The organism is Kurthia sp. Dielmo (assembly GCF_000307285.2).
GTDB classification, from domain to species: Bacteria; Bacillota; Bacilli; order Bacillales_A; family Planococcaceae; genus Kurthia; species Kurthia populi.
The window spans coordinates 1-20,604 of sequence record NZ_HE578958.1; the positions used below are offsets into that span (position 1 = coordinate 1).

Here is a 20,604-nt window from a genome sequence, read left to right on the forward strand (position 1 = left end):
TCCTATAATAACATTATTTTTTCGAATTTTTTCACAACATAGTGTATAATTATTTAAAAATCCCTCAAAAAAATGATAGATATTCCTTTTATAGAATTTACCTTTGTGAAGGAGGCATTAAATGGAATCGGCAAATTGGATTGATCACATCAACATTTGTTCACTACTCGCATCATTAAAACAAAAAGTAGGCGTACCTGATGATGTAACAACGAAACAAATCCAACCAATTTTACAAGAGGCACTCTTAATCGTTAAACAAAATAAAACATACCTGACATTATTAACACAATTATTAGAACATGAAAAAACAGTACTTCGACATTCTTTTCATGTAACAGTCTATTCGCTTGCAATTGGCTCAAAAATTAATATGAAAAGAGAAGAACTACAACATTTAGCACTAGCAGCTCTCTTACATGATATTGGCAAAATCTCAATTCGGTCTACTTTGTTAAATAAACCAGGAAGGCTTACTCAAAAAGAATACGAGGAAATAAAAACACATACCATTTGGGGGCTGGACTATTTGCAGTCCTATGCACCATTCCCAAATGGTATTCAAGAAGTTGTTGTGCAGCATCATGAGCGCTTAGATGGAAGTGGTTATCCATATCGTTTAACAGCGAAATACATCCATCCATGGGCAAAGATTGTGGCAGTGAGTGATGTTTTCGATGCCTTAACAGCGAAAAGATGCTACAAACAAGCGATGCCTCCTATAGAAGCGCTTAGCGTTTTACAGCATGATATAGACAGAAAATTAGATGCTACGTATGTTGCACTTTTGGCATCATGTATTGCGACGCCTATTATGAGTAAATACAAAGACTAAAAATATTTATTTAGATTATCTTAAATGGGTATGCTTCGGCATACCCATTTTTTTATTGGTTAAACATTAAGAATACAATAAAAAAATAACAAAATAAGCAAATAAACATTAAAATATTACAAAAAGTAGGTACTTTATATTTCAAAAAAATATTTAATAATATGTTTATGACATAAATAAGATATAATCGCATTATTTGATCGAATTTTATCATCTATTCGTTATTCAAATGACACATTTCTTTTCTACAATTAAATAAAAACAATTAGAATGGAGATGCCTATGAAAACTTCCACTAAGACAGCAACCACGATTTTTTTTGGTACTGCAATGGCCCTTACTTCAACAATGGATGCCTCTGCTGCAACATACACTGTAAAAGCAGGTGATTCATTAAGTAAAATCGGCTCTAAATATGGCGTATCTTACCAAACACTTATGCAACAAAACGGGCTTTCTTCTACCGTTATCCATGTTGGACAAATTTTAAAAGTTAATAAATCAACTTCAAAATCTCCGTCCACTACAAAACAACCCTCAACGACATCATCTAAGAGTACATATACTGTGAAAGCGGGCGATTCATTAAGTAAAATTGCAAGTCGCTATGGTACAAGCTATCAAAAACTAATGACGTTAAATAATCTTTCTTCGACAACGATATTTGTCGGTCAAAAATTAACCGTTTCAGGTAAGACAACGACGACTGCTCCTTCTTCAGATTCATCGACGACAAGTAGTTCATCAAATACGTCATCAAAAAGTTATATTGTAAAAAGTGGTGATTCCCTAAGTAAAATTGCGGCAGCGCACGGAACAACCCATCAAAAGCTAATGACATTAAATAATCTTTCTTCGACAACGATATTTGTCGGTCAAAAATTAACCGTTTCAGGTAAGGCACCAACAACATCTACAAATACGACAGACAAAACGCCTTCAACAACACCTGTTTCTAATTCTGCTAGCGTCATCGCAAATGCATATAAGCATTTAGGTGTACCTTATGTATTCGGTGGTTCAAGTCCAAGAGGCTTTGATTGTTCTGGCTTTATTTATTATGTTTATAATCAATCAGGTAAAAATATGGGGCGTACAAACGCGGCTGGTTACTATAATATGGCAAAGAAAACATCTACACCTCGCGTCGGCGATCTAGTATTCTTTAGTGGCACGTATAAAAGCGGTATTTCACATGTTGGTTTTTATATCGGTAATGGACAGATGATTTCTGCGGCAAGCTCTGGCATTAAAGTAGATTCAATTCATACTGGTTATTGGAGTAAATATTTCACAGGATACGGCTCACTATAATTTTCTACCTTTAAAAACAGGCACTGCATAAAAGCAGTGCCTGTTTTTTTACGTGTTCATAATCCATTCATAAAGAGAGATTATACTCGTGATAACGACTTAAGGAAAGGAAGTATACAATGTTTTCATTATCAATTAAAGAAATGACTTTTTTTAAATTAAAGTATTTATTGATTGGGTTTATTTTATTTTTTGTTGCAGCGCTCGTATTTATTATTAGTGGATTAGCAAATGGGCTAGCAAACGATAATGCCTCTTCTATGAAAGAATTAGAGGTAACAAATTTTTATTTAGCGGAGGATAGTGAAAATCGATTAGATCGATCACAGTTTACAATCGAACAAGCAGGAAAGGCGAAAGATGCTTCTGCATTTGGTGTTCAAATGCAAACAACTGAAAAAGGTAAAGATGGGAAAAAAATTGACAGCACGTTTATGACATTTGAAAACAAAAAATTATTACCAACTATTATAGAAGGTAAGATGCCTCAAAACGCTAATGAAGTGATTGTTGATAAAACAATGCAAGAACATGGCGTAAAACTTGGTAGTGTACTTTATCTACCGTCTGTTGAAAAAAAGGTAAAGGTTTCAGCATTCACAGAACATTTTACGTATAGCCATACACCGGTAATCGTTATCCAGCCTGCACTATGGGAAAAAGTAGGATTTACTTATAATGCGCTTGTTTCAACTTCAGGGACACCTGCACAATCAATTGATGGTGACTGGTCAACCAAAGAAGATGTTGTGGCACAAATTCCAGGCTATAGTGCAGAGCAAAGTTCTCTAAATATGATGCTTAGCTTCTTAATTATTATTGCTGTATTCGTATTAGGAGCTTTCTTCTATATTATGACGATTCAAAAAGTACAACAATTTGGTATCTTAAAAGCAATTGGCGCGAAAAGCAAATCACTTATTCGCGCAACGATGCTACAAGTATTCATTTTATCGATTACTAGCATTACACTTGCTGCGCTATTCGCTTATATCTTACCTCTATTTATGCCAGAAGGAATGCCATTTGTTTTTGAGCCAACAGTTATTTTAAGTTATGGTGCCGCGTTATTTGCAGTTTCATTAATTGGTGCACTCATTTCAACAATTAGTATTGTAAAGGCCGATCCAATTCAAGCGATGGGGAGAGTAGAATAATGACATTAAAACTTCAACATATCACACAGCAATTCCAAGATGGTGATGATATATTAACAGTTGTAGAAAATTTAGATTTTGAGGTAAATAAAGGAGAGCTTGTCGCAATTATTGGTCCGTCTGGATGTGGTAAAAGTACGGTTTTATCAATTGCGGGAGCACTTCAAACTCCAACAAGCGGAGATGTTTTCATAAATGGCGAAAATATTTCAAACTACCCTAAAAATAAATTAGCAGATGTGCGTCTAAAAAATATCGGCTATATTTTCCAAGCATCAAACTTAGTACCATTCTTGACGGTAAAAGATCAGCTAAAAGTAGTTGCTGATTTAAATAATACTTGGGATGAAAAACGAGCGGATGAATTATTAGAAGCGGTTGGTATGAGTCACCGGAAAAAACAACATATCCAACATTTATCTGGTGGTGAAAAGCAACGTGTTGCTATCGCTCGTGCATTTATGAATGATCCAGAATTAATTTTAGCGGATGAACCAACTGCATCGCTTGACGCAAGTCGTAGTGAAGAAATTGTCGCATTGATTGCGCATGAGGTGCATACACGTAATAAAGCTGCCGTTATCGTAACACATGATGAGAGTGTTTTACCTTACTGTGATATCATTTATGAAATGCAACAAGGAAAATTGGTCAAACAAAAAGAAACATCGCAGTAATTGCGATGTTTTTATTTTTCGACAGCTTTTGTCTATTTTTGTCGAAAAAAGTTTTGCATTATTTCTATTTAAAAAAGCTAGATTTAGCTAAAAAAAGTAATTTTTTATAAAAAAGGCTGTATTAAAGTCCTGAAATACGTATTTTTAATCGTTTTATACGACTTTAATTGATTGACGCAGAAAAAAAGAATTGGTATGATAGTTTCCGGATAAAGATTTTGTCGAAAAATGACGAATTAATTATATATTATTAGGAGGATTTCCCCTATGAAATCTACAGGTATTGTACGTAAAGTTGACGAGCTAGGCCGTGTCGTTATTCCAATCGAATTACGCCGCACATTAAAAATTGCAGAAAAAGATGCATTAGAAATCTACGTTGATGATGATAAAATCATCTTAAAAAAATATTTACCAAATATGACTTGTGCTGTTACAGGTGAAGTATCAGATGATAACTTCCGCCTTGCTGGTGGCAACTTAATCTTAAGCCCAGAAGGCGCACAAATCTTAGTAAAAGAAATTCAATCTCAATTAAACAAGTAGTCATTCATGCATGCAAATGGCGTAATACCGCTATTTATAGCTGTTTTTGCAAGATAAATAATAAACTCCCTAGTCATTCGTTATATAACGAATATGGGAACTAAGTGGGAACTGAAACGGGAACTACGTTAAATAAGTATATATGTTTTTAAAATATGCCGGCGAGTGGCTTTTTATATAATAATGCTCTTTCTATGATTTTATAGAAAGAGCATTTTTTTATTTTAAAAGCTCATAAATTTATTACATACATTTTTTAACATCAACGATAAAATTAAAATATACAAATATTGGAGGTTATGACATGAAAAAATGGTTATTTGCAACAGTAGCCACAAGTGCTCTGCTTTTAGCTGGTTGCGCGGAAACATCTGTTGAGGACGTAACGAAAGATGAAAAGTCATCTGCATCAGATAAAAAAGAAAAAGATGATTCTAATAAGGTTTACGGAGTAGGCGATACAGTGAAAATTGATGGTGTTAAAATCACTATAGAAAATGCAGAATTCACCCCGCCTGCTGAATATGGCGCACCAGAAAAAGATGAAGTTCTTACGTTAGCGTTAAAAGTTGTAAACACAAATAAAGAATCTGCGTTCATTGATTCGACAGATTTTAAACTATACGACAAAAACGGTGAACAATTCGATAGTTATTTTAGTTATGACGAAATGGAAATCAGTGCAGATCTAAACGCTGGTAAAAATAAAAGCGGAAAACTGTACTATGACGTAACAAAAGAAAGTGCGTATGAGTTAATATATCAACCTGCATTTTCGTGGGACGACAAAGAAGTTAAATGGAAAATTAAAGTTAACTAATAGGAGCGAAAATATAATATGAAGATTTGGGTAGCGGTATTATCAATTTTAGGCGGTCTTGCAGGGCTTACTAGTGGATTTATGGTGACAGCGTTTGGTGTAGGTTTTAGTGAGGATGCAATGGCCGATAGCGGCGCGGCAGTATTTTGGGTATCGTTCTTATCAATATTCTTCGGGTTCTTAGCTTGGAAATTCCCGAAATTCTCTGGTATCGTACTATTGATTTGTGCAATCTACGGATTTATCGCAAATGGATTATTCTTTACTATCGCATTTATTTTCTTATTTATTGCGGGTATCTTATCATTCTTTATCAAAAAGAAACAAACAGTACCATCTGCAGCATAGAAATATCAAGAGTAGATAAAACAGTGTTTTATATCAATGTAAAAAGGCTGCCAAATGGTAGCCTTTTTTATTCATTATTATATTAATAATGTGCATCCAGGTTGTAAATTTCATTACCCTTGAGTGTATGAACAGAAAGTTCATTACCTAATCCAAGTTTAATCCACTTAACTTCTACTTTATAAAGTAAAGATACATGAGTGAAGCTATCATTTGCTAATCCTGCAGTCTCATTACCTAATTTATTATGCATATACATCAATAATTGGGTATCCGTTCTACAGTTACCCCCTTTACCATGTAAAAACCCATAAAGCGAATCGTTAGAATTATTAATTTTACCTATATCATAGTAGTTGTCCGATGCATAACGTTGAACAGCATATGAGAAATACCCAACAGTTAGGTGGTCTTTGTAAATCTTCTCTGCAAGTTTACTAGATACATTCTGTTTCTTTAATACCCCTACCACAGATTTTACATTTAATATTGACTCAATATAAGGGTCAATTCTTTCTTCTCTACTTAACTCTCCCTTGTTATAATCTACCCCTTTGTTGTAGTAATCATCAAAGGCTTTCATTTCTTTACTATCATCACCGTAATTTTTTTTTGAATGAGCGAGCGCTTGTTCAGCAAAAGGTTCCAAATGTTTTACTAACTTTTTATAGCTTGCTACATCTTTCTCGCCATATGAATTACCTAATGTTTTATTAGATGCATTCACATTGTAAATCTTTTTACTCACTGATGGGTTGTTTTTATGCTCTACAACTGAATTGAAAGCATTATCATTATTTGTTACCCCACCTAAGCTAACCTTTTTCGTAATCGTTAATGTACCTGATGTCACTTTTGTTTTATAATTAGTTACTTTAGAGATAATGTCATGTGGTACATATAATCGTCCGTTAATGTTCTGTAGTGTTGCAGGCAAAGTATACTTTTTCTTTCCTTCATATGCATACTTGCTCCCTTTTTTTATGGTAATTGTTTTGTTGCCATTTGTAACTTTTAAAGTTTTGGTAGTTGAATTAAAGCTTGATTTCACACCAAGTTTATTTAATAGTTCAGTCGAATGAACAAAATAAATGCCATCCTTTTTAACCGATTTAGCTTTCAAAGCTACTTTCTTGCCATTGATTTTAGTAGAAATATACTTATAATCATTTGTTTTTTTAGCTGATACTTGTTCTGTAAAAGTAATATTTGCAACACCTAACGCAGCGCTACTTACTAATGTTGTACTGATAATAATTTTTGTAATAGAATCGAATCTTTTGCTCATGTATTATCCTCCTTATTTTTTTGACTCTTAAAGCCTTTTTTACTAATTATATTATAATAAAAAAAGACTATTATTAATATATCAAAAAGGACTTATGAATCTGTAGAAATAAAAATAACCTCTCTTATGAGGGGTTTTATTATGCCATCGGTACACAATTATTGCGCAAATGCTGTATGTACAGTTCAATGTATTCGTTTATTTCGATGCCTAGCGCTGCTGAAATAAAAAAAGCCCCAATCCTCTTATATAAGAAGAAAGGGGCTTTCGTTAAATAAGTTAAACTTATTATTTGCTCAATTGCATAAAAATTTCTTATGAATTATAACAGAATCACAAGAAAAAATCATATGCTCCGATTGCGTAATAAGCAGTCTTAGCTAGATCTACCGCAACTGAAATCCAAGTCGTCCAACTTTTCTTTTCAGATTTGCGGCGCTCCATACGAGTCGTACCTTCGCGGTGCGGCTTTTTCTTTTGCATTTTATCACCTCACAGTTTAATCGCTTCTACTTGGTATAACGCTTTTTGTCTGCGTTTCTTGCAATAAGTTGCGAATTATTTTGCTGTGAATTTAACAAACTCGCTTGATGCAGTGATATACGTGCCACTCACTGTCTTGTATTGATAAGCTCCACCTACATAAATGCGGTCTGTAACGGTTAATACAGTGCCTTTTGCGACTGTGCCGGTTGCTTTGTTCCAACGTGGGCCGTCGTAGTAATTTAGCTTATCTAATGTTTTAATCGTGCCTTTTACTTTATCTGCAGCAGTTTCTTTTTCCTTTGATGCTGTTGTTACGGTTTTGCCGCCTAATTTTGCTTTTACAGCGTTTTTGAAGCGTGTCCACTCACTTGATTTACTTACCCAAGGTGCAGGACAGTTTTTACCTGTCACATCGTAATGACGGTATAAATCATCTGTATCTAGCTTGTATGTTTTGCATAGATCCGCAGTAACTTCGACAGCTTGATTAAAAGTAGCTGCCGCAATTGTACCGTCCTTTTCAATGCACATTTCAATGCCAATTGTGCTTAGGTTCGCATTAGCCCCGAGCGCACTCGATGCACCACGATAGGACTTACCGCCCACATAGCGCTGATTGTCGTTAGCATGATAGCAGACTTCGTTCAACGGCACGATGCAAAGTGATTCCTTGCTGTCGATGAAGATGTGAGCGCCTGCGTAACGTCCTCCACCGCCATTACCGAAGTATCGACGATGATTGTCTGCACTTGCTCCGGGATTGGCTGTGTAGTGAAGGATGATGCCTTTTGTGCTACCGCGCTTAGCACCTGGGCGAGTGTATTTGTTTACCGTAATGTGTTCGTTTTTAAGCGCCATATTATTTTCCGCCTTTCATTTTATCTTCGATTGCTTTCTTCACTTTGTCTTGGTCAATTTCTTCTAAAATTCCCGGCATGTTCACACCTAATAGCTTCAAGTTTTCAGCGATTGAACCGCCCTCTTTATACACGAATAGCGCCAATGTAGCGCCCGATAAGTAGAAGTTCAGCCCTAGCGCAATATCAATCACAATCACGAACATAATCGCCACCATCTCACCAATCCAGCGAATAAGCCCCTCGCGCATTAAACGTGATTTATAGCCCACAACACCCTTCCACGTCTTTAATAACCCTGTAGCAAAGTCCATTGCCTTGAAAATGATGTACACGAGTAAAAGCCCTTGTATTGCTTTCGGGAAGTAAGCAATAAAGGGGTGTGCAATGATATGATTTAATGTTTCCATGTTCTAATCTCCATTCATTTATCTATTTTTCTGTATATAAAAAGCACACCCGGTTGGATGTGCTTGAGATTCTTACATTATTTTAGGTTTCGCAAGACCTGTAGCTTCTTCTACCGCCTTAACTTGTAATTCGTATTTTGTTTTCCTATCTACGTTTTCTGGGTAGTTAATATCAACTGTTATAAAATCTTCTTTCCAGTCGACTATTCCACCATCTTTATTCGCGTTATAACCGTATTTAAGCGTTTCTTTCATGAGTGACCTCCTTATTAGAATTTGAATAAATTACTTATTTTTTTCTTCTTCTAATTTTTGGATACGTCGCTCTAATTCCTCGATTTTTTCTTTCAAATACCAAGTCTCTTTTTGAACGCCTTTTTTGATGGTGCTTTCAACCATTCTTTCGATTGTCTTTTGGTCAAACATTTTCCCATCTCCCTTCGTCACAATTATCTCAACTGCGGCAAGGGTTTGGAATCGTAGGTTTCTGCTATTTTTAATAACATCCTTCATTAATCTACTTCATATAAATATTTCACACCTACGTGACCTGTTTTCTCACGAATTTCATCGCAAATTAATCGTACCAATTCTTCTTTTTGTATGTCTTTTGGAACATCAATCTCTACGGATTCTACACTTTCTAATACTTCACCGTTCCTTGCGTATGAATACTTAACATTAAATTCCATATAAACACCCCTTTTACTTATTATCCACATAAAAACGAGTAATTCATATAATATATTTCTGCTATTTTCAATATACAAATACCAAACCATCTTTATTGGCATTTAATTTTAAGGACCATGCTACTGCTGCGCCATCGACAATCATTGTATTATCTCCACCACTACTGTTTTCGGCAGCTTCCTTGGCCTGTTTCGCTAAATCATATGCACTTTTAACAGACGCAGCACTTGCAATGTCTGTAGTAGATTCGCTTGTCACGCTGGTAACGATATTTGGTTTATCTGTGATACCAGTCCAACTTGTAGTACCTGCTGGACCCACATCTCCTTTGTCACCCTTTGGACCAGGCGGACCCTGTTCACCAGCATCGCCTTTCGGGCCTTTTAACGAAGCTAACTGTTCCACGGTAAAATCTGAATAAACAAATGGATCACCTTTATCACCCTTTGCACCTGCAGGACCAGTTAAGCCAATATCTCCTTTATCGCCTTTTTCTCCACGTATTCCTTGTATACCTTGTGGTCCAATGTCACCCTTTAATCCTTGGGGTCCTTGCATACCTTGTGGACCAATTGGGCCGCTTTCACCGCGCTCACCTTTTAACCCTTGGGGGCCTTGTAGATTCACATATTTATATTGCGTTTCATTATTCGCTTTAACCCCTAATTGCGTACCATTCCAGTTGTAATCGACTGATGTAATCGAACTTACTTTTTCATCTACATATGCTCTTGATACACCACTCGTTACGCCACCTGTGTCTGTTGCATCTTTGATTGTGCGTTTTAATTTATCGATAAACGTTGGGATGTCTTTACCAAATACAACCTCAATTTGTTTTGAATGGCCAACCTCATGAATTTCTTTTACTTCGGTAATTCGTGCATCTAACGTCACGCCCCAGTCTTTATGCTGCAATGTCGTTATATCACCTAAAAACCAATCTTCACCATATTTGAAGCGTCCTGTATTGATTTGTCCACTGAAGAATAGCGTCTGCTCGTATTCCGCTAGTTTTTCATTACCGCGATTCGTTAGATCTGCAATAATTTCCTGTTCTGGGCGAGGAACTTCGATAGTTGTAGTAGATTCTGTAACATTGCCTTCTTCGTCAGTTTCGGTCAACGTTGTTTCTTGTTGGGTAGTGTCTGCAATATCACGCGCATCAACATACAATTCTTTACGCGCTAAACCGGTTAAATCATCATTCAATGTAATAACCTTACGTTCTATTCCCTCACCTTGGCCAGCAACAATAGCAGTCGTTTTTTGGTCCAATTTACTTTCAGTATATTCGAGTGTTTGAAGTGTTTTAAATTCAGGACTAAATACAACTGGAGGACGTTGCCGTTGTCCAGCTGTACGATCTGCACCTTCGATTATATCGAATACAAAACGTTTATTTGTAATATCTATACTGATGTTCCAACCGATACCCGTTAGTGTACCAATTGTTTCAAGTTCCTCTGATAGCGTATTAAAACGTGGCCCACGTGTAATAGTAGGCCCTCTTTTTCTATTCGGTGCGATTACTAATCGTTGAATTACACGTTTAGGATTAGTTGGTTTCAATGCATTATGTTCAACAAATGTTTTCATGACCGTTTCAACGTCTGCAGTAATGTCATCATTCGTTTTCCCGTCTGGCGGTATACAAATACGGTCTGCAAGCCACGCTTTTAAAGGAATCGCTTTAATCAGCCAGTTCTCTGTTGCTTTACCATTTTCATCGAGTGCGATTTCACGATGCAAGATTTGGAATGGCGTATCGTAATCATTTTCGATAAAAACGATGCGGTCTTGTTGTAGTAAATCTGCGTTGTGCATATGTCGATTAATGTGTAATTCGATTTCACCAATGCCATATAATTTATTTGTGATTTGCAAGGATTCATATTTTGCTACTTCCCCGTAAAACTTGAAGTCTGTGTCAATTACGCGTAAGGGTATCATGCTAGCCCTCCTTTATATAAAAAATCCCTCTAGCGCAAACTAGAGGGTTGATGTTTATGCATAAGTTGTTTCGATTAAGTTCATTAATTCTTCGTATTCAGCTTGCTCGAATTGATTGAACATGTAGAACGTATTTACACGCTTTGTGATGTCTGCCTTTGTGTACGTTTTTGCCATTACGAATTTTTTAGATAATGTATATGCTGTCATTTAAATTTCCTCCAATTGGTTTGTTTTTTTGCAAATTAAAAACTCATCGATGTTTCGATGAGCATTGTTTGATATTGTGTTTCATATAAGATTTTTTCTTCGATTGTTGGTGTTGGTGGTGCTTCTTCAAGTTCAACTGACTCGCGATAAAAATTACCACTTGCATTGCGTTTTAGCACGCCTTCGCCTTCTGGTAATGTTTCTACCTCTATTACTTGATTAACTAAAGATGCTGGCACAAATAATTTATCATAGTAAACAACAAATGTGTCGCTTGTTGGCACTAAATAATACATTATTCATCAATCCTTTCATAGCCGAGGATATTATGAAGCACTTTTGCTTTAGAAAGTTTATTTGTGTCGGTTAAGAAGTAAATATCGGATTCTAGAGATTCTATCAAAATAGAATTTATAGTTTTAACTTGCTCAAAGAAATCACTTGTAAATTCATATCCACCATCTCTAAACAAGTTGAGATTACATTTAATAAATTTGTAATTGCTGTCTAAAAGATAAAAAGCGCTATCTATAGCGAATTGAAGTAAACTATTTAATTTGATAACAGCTACTTTTTGTCGGCTTGTAATTGAATATTTACAAATAGATGTATTACTCATAAAGTATATAAAATTATCATCGAACCAAATACCTTTAATAACGCCCATATCTGCATCGGATAAACTTTGATATACAGTATCTGTTGAGAAAGAATAAGTGGTGTAATTTGCAGTCGAGCCATTATTGTTACCTAATACAAGTAAGCTATTATCTCCATATGCTATAGCTGGGGCATAAATCATAGTTCGATTACTAAAAGGATTTTTAACAAAGTTTAGAGTGTCTATATCAAAGATTGGTAATTGGAAGTAATTAGTTATACATGTTAGACAGATATAATTATCATTTACAAATAACAAACAGCTATCATTCCGGCTCATTGTAGTAGAAACTGCATATTGCTTTTGCTGGATAATACTTAAATCATCTTTATTGAGTTTATAAATGATTATTTGATAATAATCTCCAACTTTAATAAGTCCTCCTGTTATTAAAAAATCTTCTTTTATGAAAATATTTTTTAGCGACACCGTACTATCAGCTGTGAAAGTTACATTAGTTGGTGATAAGTCAGAAACATTCAGCTTGGTGATAGTTCCAAAATATAGTGTGTAAATATAATTTTCGTCTTTTTTAAAAACTTCAGTATTCCAATTTGTCTGATTCTGTAATACTAATTTTTTTCCCATAACAGGCGAAAAAGATGCCCCGTCTTGTGCTTGAAGCATCTTCATGATTTTTTCTTGATTTTTTAGTGTTGGCAATGCAATTTCCGGCATGATTAAGCCTCCTCATACTTAAAAATAAGCCCATTAAAGTCATCTGTGACGCTAAAGCCATATTTATAAGTTTTGTTATTTTTTACGAAGCGCAGGGGTAATTCAGCAGTAATCATATTAAATAGATTACCTGCTACATCACCATCTAGTACAATTCTTAATTCGTTAAACCACTGAGTAAAATGGGTTTCAGCGCCATTTTGCCACGCTTCAAATTCTGTTTCTCGAACTTTTCGCCAATCGGTAAATAATTGAACCTCGTTATCTTTCCAATTCTCGAAACTTTGCGTTTCGTTATCTTTCCAATCCATAAATACTTGTTTTTGTTCAGCTAACCAATTGAGTAAATCAGTAACGTATACGCCTTTTTGTGCGCTAAACCAGTAATCCCATTGTGCTTGAAATTCACTTGTCGGTACAGTAATTAATGAACTTACAAGCCCACATAAATCCTCGTTAAAGCGCTCATCAACGAAATAAAGTGGATTGATTGCTTTATCGCCAGATGTTACTCTGACTTGCGCAAGCGAGATTTCGTAAATGTAGTTGTCACGTTGTAATGTTGGTGCGACTGGATTAGTCGCTTCCTCCCCTTGTTTCACAAACGCTTTAATATAACGATTTTCACTGCGCAAATCTAATCGAAGGACAACGCGGTCAATGCGGGATTTACTTACGTTTGGGATAGCGTGCTCAAATGTTAAAACTGTTGTGTTTTGATAGCTAAACCCTTTGATTAACGCTTTACCTGTACTCAAGCGTGTTGTTAACCCATCACCAACTGAAACTCGAAGCGCTGGCACATTATTTGTGTGTAATAGCCCACTTGATAAAACGTTACCAAAGTATTCAGCGAAGTCACTCGCCATATACCAGCGTTCATCTTCTTCTGTTGAATCAAACATTTTATATAGTTCTGCCATCTTCTCTCCCCTTTCTATACGGCGTTATATTGCTTACGCCATGTTAAGTTGAATGTGTTGTTTCTAATGTCGCTATCCGCGACATATGCGATACGATTCTCACCAATTTGTAATTTAAAAGACGCAAGTGATGAACCGAGATCAAGCCAGTGTACGACATTTCGTGCATTCCCTTCTACATCAATAAAAATAACTTTTGCTGTATCAGGATTCGTATCGATAATCATCGTTTCACCAATCAGTAAATCTTGGTCCACCTTAATATATTTGCCTGTCGTCTTATTGATGATACGTGGATTTGTTGCTGGCCCTTGTAATTCAACGTAGAGCGGCGTTTCAGCATCACCGTCATTCGTAATGATACGTTCATCTTGTTGTAGCCCTGTTTTGAATGGGCGTGTTCCACTAAAAGGAAATTTAAACAACGGGATATACGGCGGTTCCTCGATAATGTTTAATGATTCCCAGTAAACACTCGGTGCAATAAACGTAATTGAACCTTTTTGCAATCGTTGGGAACGGCCCTCTTTGTCCGGAAACAAAGGTACGCCATCGGCAATGCATTTGATGATGCGCACAATACGTTCATTCTCATAGCGCAACGTTCCCACTCCTAATTTTGGATTAAGCACTTTCGCCATTAACGCACGCCGTTCTGATACATCGCCATATGTTTCGTCATAATTAGCAGCAATCACGAAATCAACTGGTATTTCTCGATTATTTAAAATAACATCCAGTAAAGTAGAGCCGTCCTCGTAGGCGCTCTTTTGTGTTTGTATGTCAGCTGTGACATCTCCTAATCCCTCCACGTTTTGCAAATAAAAAGGAGGCCCACCGATTTCGATAGACACTCCTAAAGCGTTTGTATAAATTAGTTTCTCCATCGTGACCTCCTACATACCAAATCCTAAATTTTGCATTTGTTTTTTCTGTTGTCGTGCGAGTTCTGCAGGGCTTGACGGTGCATTGTCGTATTGATTATTGATTGTAACGTTTCCACCTGTACCATTTCCGCCACCCTCAACTTCAACTTTCACTGAAATAGATAATTCTTTGCTGATAGCGCTTGTAGATGATGCTGTATAGCCTAATACATCCGCACTTACTAAATTGCTCGTCACTTCATCTTTTACGCTTTCAGCGAGTTTATGCGCAGTTTTAACAGCTTGCGCTTGCATGTTCGCCATACCATTGATTAACCCTTTGACGATATTGACGCCAATGAATTTATTCGCCCATTTTGACGGAGAATGAATGTCAAAAGCCTGTTGAATTGTAGATTTCACTTCATCAGCAATGCTTTTTGCTTGCGCTAATAAACTAGGCGTCATATCTGTTAACCCACTTTGCATGCCTTTAATGACATTCTTACCAATCGCAGGCATACTCGCTGTCATCGCATTGAATGTTTTCTTCGTACCTCCAGTTAAATCTTTAATCGACTGTTGCCATTCTTTATTGTACGTATCAAGTTGAAGTGCTGTTTCTTCACGCATCTTCGTAATTTCTGCATCTGTTGATACACGTAAGTCTTTCATTTCGCTGACAGCAATTTTATTTGCAAGTTCAGACTTTTCTTTCCATGCACCTACAAATTCTGCTAACTCAGTATCAGACATCTTTGTAAGTGTTTCGATTTCTCCTGCTGACTTAATACCAAGCTCGCGTAATTCATCAATTAGCGCTGCGTCTACACCACGACCAGCAAGTGTTTCCATATTGGCCGCCCATTCCGACATACCCGCAACCTGTGATTTTAAATTGCTAATTAATTCAGCACCGGTTGTTGCTGATTTTTCAGCCATTTCATCAAACAAGCCCATTGATTTGTAGATAGTATTCGCGCGATCTGATACAGCTTTTTCATATTCTTCATTGAGTTTCTTTTCGGATTCAATCAATGCGTTATTGGCATCTTGGATTTTCGTTGTATAGGTATCAGATAAAGTAGTTAAGTTGTTGTATAACTCTTGTTTCGACTTCTGCAGTTGTTCATCAAAGTATTTGCGCTTTTGAGAACCTTTTGCATACTCTTTGCCGATTTCTTTAATCAATGCGATTTGTTTATTCGCTCCGATTGTTTCGTCAGCTAAAATAGAATCAACTGTTTGCTTATTTAACTCATAGCGCACCGTTGCGATTTCTTTGTCGACTTTCATCTCAGCACCTTTGACACTTTTATACTTCTCTTTCGTCTGTTCTAGCTTTTTCAAATACTTCTCAATGGTGTAGTCGCCATTTTGATAATTGTTGCCGATTTGCGTCATCTTGCTGTTGAATAGTTCTTTATTGATTGATGCAGTTTTGGCGGCTACTTTAGAAGCGGCATTTTCAACATTACTGTACGTTTTAGCAAGCTTATTCATTTCATCAATATATTTAGTGCCAGTGATTTTATTTGCAGAATACTTATTCGACAAATTCGTCATCTTGCTGTTGAATGCTTTTTGTTGTTTTAAGTACGCATTGTGCGCCTCTTGTTGCGCTTTTTTAGCGGCTGCAGTTGTTGTTTTCGCAATCTTTGCATTGACCGTTGCAATCGCATTCGTCACACTTTTATATTTTTGACCAAGCGCTTTAGCTTCTTTTACATAAGTTTTCGTGCTGATAGATCCAGCAGATAAACGTAAATCTAAGTTTTTAAGTGAATCGTTGAACGCCTTTTTAGCCGCATTTGCTGTCTTTTTAGCACTTGCTGTAACAACTTTCGTTTTCGATGTAATACCATTCGCAAAACCCTGCCCAGTATGTTCACCAAGTGCATAAGTAACGCGCGATGGCGAGTGAATGTCCATTGCTGATTTGATTGTTGATTTCACTTTATCCGCAATAGATTTAGCTGCGCCGATTACTGCGCCGGCCATTGATTTAATACCATTCACAAGCCCTTGAATGATGTGTCGCCCAATCGCTGTTAAATCAATACTTGATAAAAAGGACTGCGCTGACTGCCAACCACTTTTTATCGCACTTACAACACCATTCATTGCACTTGATACAGCACTTTTTAATGAATTGAACATTGTTACGACTGTGTTTTTAATTGTACTAACAGCACTTGATACGGCAGATGTAATCGCACTCCAAGCACTTGTAATAACAGATTTAACAGCAGACATCACACTTGATACAGCCGAACGAACTGCACTAAAACCACTCGTTACAACTGATTTAATCGCGCTAATGGCACTTGAAACTACACTCTTAATTGCACTCCAAGCTGAACTAATACCCGATTTAATCGCATTCATTGCATTCGTAATTGCTGATTTTATGGCATTAAAACCATTTGTTACCGCGGATTTAATCCCGTTTATCGCTGTTGTTGTTGCGCTCTTAATCGCATTCCATGCTGTCGTGATAGCTGATTTAATGCCATTCCATACGCTCGTTGTCGTACTCTTGATTGTATTCCAAGCATTCGTAATCGCTGTTTTAACAGCGTTAAATACGGTTGTAGCAGTTGATTTAATACTATTCCAAATACTCGTCAGCGTTGATTTAATACTATTCCATACACTTGTTGTAGGCCCTTTAATCGCATTCCAAATACTAAGCAAGAATGATTTTAAAATGTTAAAAATATTCTTAGCTGCTGAAACAATTGCATTCCAAATCGTTGTAAGCATTGTTTTAATCGCATTCCATGCCGCAGACCAATTGCCTGTTAAAAGATTTGTCAATGCTGTTAAAACACCCGAAATAATCGCCACAGAAGTTGTAATGACCGCTTTAATTACTTCCCAAGCAACTTGCACAATTGTTGAAATCAATGGCCATACCGTTTGGAACACCATCATAATTTGACTCATTGTCATTGTAATCGTGTCTTTAATCAGACCCCAAACGACTGTACCAATTGTCATGATGTTTGCGCTATTCGTTGTCCAGATGACCATAATTTGTGCCCATGTAGCTGAAAGGAAAGAAGCAACAGCGCCGAACGCCGTTTGAATAACGTTCCATACCGCTGTAAAGGCTGTAGATACTTGATTTCGGAATGTTTCAGACGTTTGATACACACCAATTAACACCGCAACAAATGCCGCAATAGCAGCAATCACAAGACCAACTGGACCTGTTAGTAAACTAATTACTGTGCCAAGCACAGGAAACTTCGTTGCCAAATTCGCTACCCATGTACCAACTGTTGTTAATGTGCTACTAAAACTAGTAAACAATCCTGTGATAAACGTAATTGCTTTACCAATGCCAGCCATCATTGCTGTACCTAGACCTGCAAACAATGCCTTGAACATTAAAATAACCGGCATAATCGCCATAAACGCACCCGATAAAGAAATAACAATTGCAATTATTTGTCCGATAGCTGGATGTGCTTGCATCATACTGTTAGACCATGCTAAAAACTTGTTTACCATTTCCAAAAGTATTGCGCCTAGCGGAGCCATGCCAATCCCTAGATTCACTAGGAAGGTTGTTAAGTTGCCAATTAGCGACATTACCTCTGGTGCTGTGGCGCTCACATATGAAAGGAAATTTTGGAACGATTGGTTTTCACCAAGCGCCGCAGTCCATGCGCGCCATCTTTCCATCAACCCTTGTAAGCTCGTCATCATTCCAGAAGCGGAACCACCGAAGGCTGCAAAGAAGTTTACTACTCCAACAATTGCATTACCAAAAATACTACTGATCTTTGGCATATTTTCTTGCACATAACTAATGAAAGATTTGAACTTCTCGCTCTTTTGCAATCCTTGCGCCCATGTAGCAAATGATTCCGACATTCGTGAAAAGCCTGCTGACACAGATTCAGTTAATGGTGTAAAGGCCACAAACATCGAAGCTAATCCTTTGAAAAGGTTGCCAATTGCTGCACCAAAATTTAATAACATTAATGGTGCTTCTGCATTTAAGTACTCGATAAACTGTTGTACCGGTGGTGTGCCAATTGATTGTTTAAGAGATGTCATTAAGCTGTTAAATACCTGTGCTGAGCTCATAAACATTGGTTTCAGTCGATTCAAAAGTGTTGTTGCTACTTGTGCGCCCTTTTGTACACCTTCCAAAATTGGCTTCTGAGTAGCTTTAACTAAGCCCTCGTATGTCGTTTTAATTTTGTCGATAGATGCTTTTGTTGCTTGCTGTTGTGCATTTAACTTAGCGTTCTTCTCATATAGCACTTTGATATTGCCAATTGCCATCGCCATTACACTACCAAAGCCTGCAAACGCTGTACCTAAAGCAAACGCAAAGCCCATTGTTTGCCCTGCAATAACCCCAATCATGACACCTAAATTACCGATTAAAGCACCTAAATTTGCAAGGATTGGTGCAATCATTGGCAATAAGCTAACAAAGACTCCTCTTAACGCATAGCCAGCTACCTCACCAAATGCTCGAATATTACTTGCGAGTGTAGCGATTGATGCTTGAAACGCATCAATACGTGCGGTAATTTTAATAACTGCTGCACGAGTTAACGCTTGGATTTGCGCACGTAGCAATGCCAATTTGTATTTAAAACTCGATGTTTCTGCATCAATACGAATTTCATTTGTACGACGTAATGTTTCAATTGTTGCTCGTAGCTGTGCCATGCGAATCATGAATTGTGAAATATCCGCTTGTACATCTATAGTAGGTCTTGAACGGTCCATGTTCATGATTTCTGCTCGAAGTTCAGCCATGCGACGTAAGGCATCTGAAGTATCTGCGTGGATTTCAACATCATGCGCTTCACCTTCTAAACGCTCCGCAACATTTTCAACCAATCGTAATTGACCTAACGCTTCTGTAACGTCTGCATCAATATCAATTTGTCGATTTCGTTCTGTTAATTGGTCCAAGCGCAATTCGGCTCTTTGCAAATCGCGCATACAATTACGAATATCTGCTTGTACTTCTACAGTCGGCTCTTGCTGTGATAATGTACGAATGCGATTTTGGATTGTTTCAAAGTCTGTCAATGCATCGTCTACATCTGCTTCGACATCAACGTGTACATCACTTTCTAGCAGCTTATCTGCTTTACGTTCAATGCGGGCCATTTCAACGATTGCCTGGTCAACATCTGCAGTAACATTAATTTTCGCTTGTTCGCGGTTTAAATCTCGCACCCTCGCTTCAATTGTTTGCATATCACGCAAAAAGTCACGTACATTCGCTTGTACATCAACTGTCGCATCTTCGCGTTCTAATTCTTTTAAACGGTCCTCAACGGCATTCAACTCCGCTAATACCTCTGCAACACTTGCTTGTACATCTACCGTTACGTCATTATTTGCAAGATTACGCATTTCAGTGCGTACTTCTTTGATATTGCGCATGAAGTCTTTTACATCTGCGGTTATATCAACATCTGCCCCAGTTGCAGCATCACGAATCGCCTTGTCGACTTCCTTCATTTTGCGCTTAAACTCTTTGACCTCTGCACCAACTATCGCAGTAAATTGTTCAACGTTTGCCATCTACTCACTCCCTTCTTTAGATTGGTTCATTGCTGCAAGTGCTCGTTGTAAATACGTGTAATCACGACTTGCTCGCTCTTTTTCTTTTTGCTCTTTCGGATGCAAGATGTTTTGACGCGCTCTTTCTGCATCAAATAACTTCTTGGCTGTAATACGTTTTCCGTTCGTTGCCTGAGCATTAAAAATAGCTTGAATCGTCATATTTTCATATGTCTGTACATCTCGTAGCATGACACCTTTAATCTTTCGATTATATTCGTTGGGTGTCATCGCATATAACAAGTCGTTATCCGCAATATTCAAATACTGCATTG

The 20,604-nt window shown here is 37.0% G+C and carries 22 protein-coding genes; 7 read left to right on the forward strand and 15 right to left on the reverse strand.

What is annotated here, in order from left to right:
• The first annotated feature begins 121 nt into the window (after positions 1–121).
• The 7 genes from KTHG_RS08465 (at position 122) to KTHG_RS08495 (ending at position 5,697) form a co-directional block, all read left to right on the forward strand.
• Positions 122–835 carry an HD-GYP domain-containing protein gene (locus tag KTHG_RS08465; RefSeq protein WP_126991821.1) on the forward strand — a complete coding sequence of 238 codons (714 nt, stop codon included), beginning with the start codon at positions 122–124 and terminating at the stop codon, positions 833–835.
• Between the two features lie 282 nt (positions 836–1,117).
• Positions 1,118–2,149, forward strand: coding sequence for a C40 family peptidase (locus tag KTHG_RS08470; RefSeq protein WP_255512414.1), 1,032 nt, complete (start codon positions 1,118–1,120; stop codon positions 2,147–2,149).
• 119 nt (positions 2,150–2,268) lie between these two features.
• Positions 2,269–3,306 (forward strand): ABC transporter permease, encoded by a 1,038-nt coding sequence (locus tag KTHG_RS08475; RefSeq protein ID WP_139992789.1) that lies wholly within the window; start codon positions 2,269–2,271, stop codon positions 3,304–3,306.
• Complete coding sequence (locus tag KTHG_RS08480; protein ID WP_139992790.1) at positions 3,306–3,983, forward strand: ABC transporter ATP-binding protein; 678 nt, start codon at positions 3,306–3,308, stop codon at positions 3,981–3,983. Before KTHG_RS08475 ends, KTHG_RS08480 begins: the two co-directional genes overlap by 1 nt.
• A 267-nt stretch (positions 3,984–4,250) precedes the next feature.
• Positions 4,251–4,529, forward strand: a complete 279-nt coding sequence (locus tag KTHG_RS08485; RefSeq protein ID WP_126991817.1) for a transition state genes transcriptional regulator AbrB — start codon at positions 4,251–4,253, stop codon at positions 4,527–4,529.
• A 304-nt stretch (positions 4,530–4,833) separates the two neighbouring features.
• Positions 4,834–5,349 carry a DUF4352 domain-containing protein gene (locus KTHG_RS08490; RefSeq protein WP_139992792.1) on the forward strand — a complete coding sequence of 172 codons (516 nt, stop codon included), beginning with the start codon at positions 4,834–4,836 and terminating at the stop codon, positions 5,347–5,349.
• An 18-nt stretch (positions 5,350–5,367) separates the two neighbouring features.
• Entirely contained in the window at positions 5,368–5,697 is a 330-nt protein-coding gene (locus KTHG_RS08495) for a hypothetical protein (protein ID WP_139992794.1), read from the forward strand.
• An 82-nt stretch (positions 5,698–5,779) separates the two neighbouring features.
• Here the strand turns inward: KTHG_RS08495 and KTHG_RS08500 are convergent, their stop codons facing one another.
• The 15 genes from KTHG_RS08500 to KTHG_RS08560 form a co-directional block, all read right to left on the reverse strand.
• Positions 5,780–6,985: a copper amine oxidase N-terminal domain-containing protein gene (locus KTHG_RS08500; protein WP_139992796.1), complete on the reverse strand. Its 1,206-nt coding sequence runs from the start codon at positions 6,983–6,985 to the stop codon at positions 5,780–5,782.
• Between the two features lie 333 nt (positions 6,986–7,318).
• The gene (locus KTHG_RS21155; RefSeq protein ID WP_186439532.1) at positions 7,319–7,468 is read right to left on the reverse strand and encodes a hypothetical protein; all 150 of its coding nucleotides are present in this window, start codon (positions 7,466–7,468) and stop codon (positions 7,319–7,321) included.
• A 75-nt stretch (positions 7,469–7,543) separates the two neighbouring features.
• Positions 7,544–8,329, reverse strand: a complete 786-nt coding sequence (locus tag KTHG_RS08505) for an N-acetylmuramoyl-L-alanine amidase (protein ID WP_139992798.1) — start codon at positions 8,327–8,329, stop codon at positions 7,544–7,546.
• Position 8,330: 1 nt separating this feature from the next.
• Positions 8,331–8,738, reverse strand: a complete 408-nt coding sequence (locus KTHG_RS08510; RefSeq protein ID WP_139992801.1) for a phage holin family protein — start codon at positions 8,736–8,738, stop codon at positions 8,331–8,333.
• 72 nt (positions 8,739–8,810) lie between these two features.
• Positions 8,811–8,993 (reverse strand): hypothetical protein, encoded by a 183-nt coding sequence (locus KTHG_RS08515; RefSeq protein WP_139992803.1) that lies wholly within the window; start codon positions 8,991–8,993, stop codon positions 8,811–8,813.
• 30 nt (positions 8,994–9,023) lie between these two features.
• Positions 9,024–9,251 carry a hypothetical protein gene (locus KTHG_RS08520; protein WP_139992805.1) on the reverse strand — a complete coding sequence of 76 codons (228 nt, stop codon included), beginning with the start codon at positions 9,249–9,251 and terminating at the stop codon, positions 9,024–9,026.
• Complete coding sequence (locus KTHG_RS08525; protein ID WP_139992806.1) at positions 9,251–9,430, reverse strand: hypothetical protein; 180 nt, start codon at positions 9,428–9,430, stop codon at positions 9,251–9,253. The genes KTHG_RS08520 and KTHG_RS08525 overlap by 1 nt, the downstream gene beginning before the upstream one ends.
• 67 nt (positions 9,431–9,497) lie before the next feature.
• Complete coding sequence (locus KTHG_RS21620; RefSeq protein WP_139992808.1) at positions 9,498–11,384, reverse strand: siphovirus ReqiPepy6 Gp37-like family protein; 1,887 nt, start codon at positions 11,382–11,384, stop codon at positions 9,498–9,500.
• Positions 11,385–11,438: 54 nt separating this feature from the next.
• Positions 11,439–11,594 (reverse strand): hypothetical protein, encoded by a 156-nt coding sequence (locus KTHG_RS21170; RefSeq protein ID WP_186439533.1) that lies wholly within the window; start codon positions 11,592–11,594, stop codon positions 11,439–11,441.
• Positions 11,595–11,629: 35 nt separating this feature from the next.
• Entirely contained in the window at positions 11,630–11,890 is a 261-nt protein-coding gene (locus tag KTHG_RS08535) for a hypothetical protein (protein WP_139992810.1), read from the reverse strand.
• Entirely contained in the window at positions 11,890–12,933 is a 1,044-nt protein-coding gene (locus KTHG_RS08540; protein ID WP_139992812.1) for a hypothetical protein, read from the reverse strand. Before KTHG_RS08540 ends, KTHG_RS08535 begins: the two co-directional genes overlap by 1 nt.
• 2 nt (positions 12,934–12,935) lie before the next feature.
• Positions 12,936–13,856, reverse strand: a complete 921-nt coding sequence (locus KTHG_RS08545; protein WP_139992814.1) for a hypothetical protein — start codon at positions 13,854–13,856, stop codon at positions 12,936–12,938.
• 14 nt (positions 13,857–13,870) lie between these two features.
• Positions 13,871–14,743: a phage tail domain-containing protein gene (locus tag KTHG_RS08550; RefSeq protein ID WP_139992816.1), complete on the reverse strand. Its 873-nt coding sequence runs from the start codon at positions 14,741–14,743 to the stop codon at positions 13,871–13,873.
• Between the two features lie 9 nt (positions 14,744–14,752).
• Positions 14,753–20,290 carry a hypothetical protein gene (locus KTHG_RS08555; RefSeq protein WP_139992818.1) on the reverse strand — a complete coding sequence of 1,846 codons (5,538 nt, stop codon included), beginning with the start codon at positions 20,288–20,290 and terminating at the stop codon, positions 14,753–14,755.
• Entirely contained in the window at positions 20,291–20,602 is a 312-nt protein-coding gene (locus KTHG_RS08560) for a hypothetical protein (RefSeq protein ID WP_139992820.1), read from the reverse strand.
• Positions 20,603–20,604 lie beyond the last annotated feature (2 nt).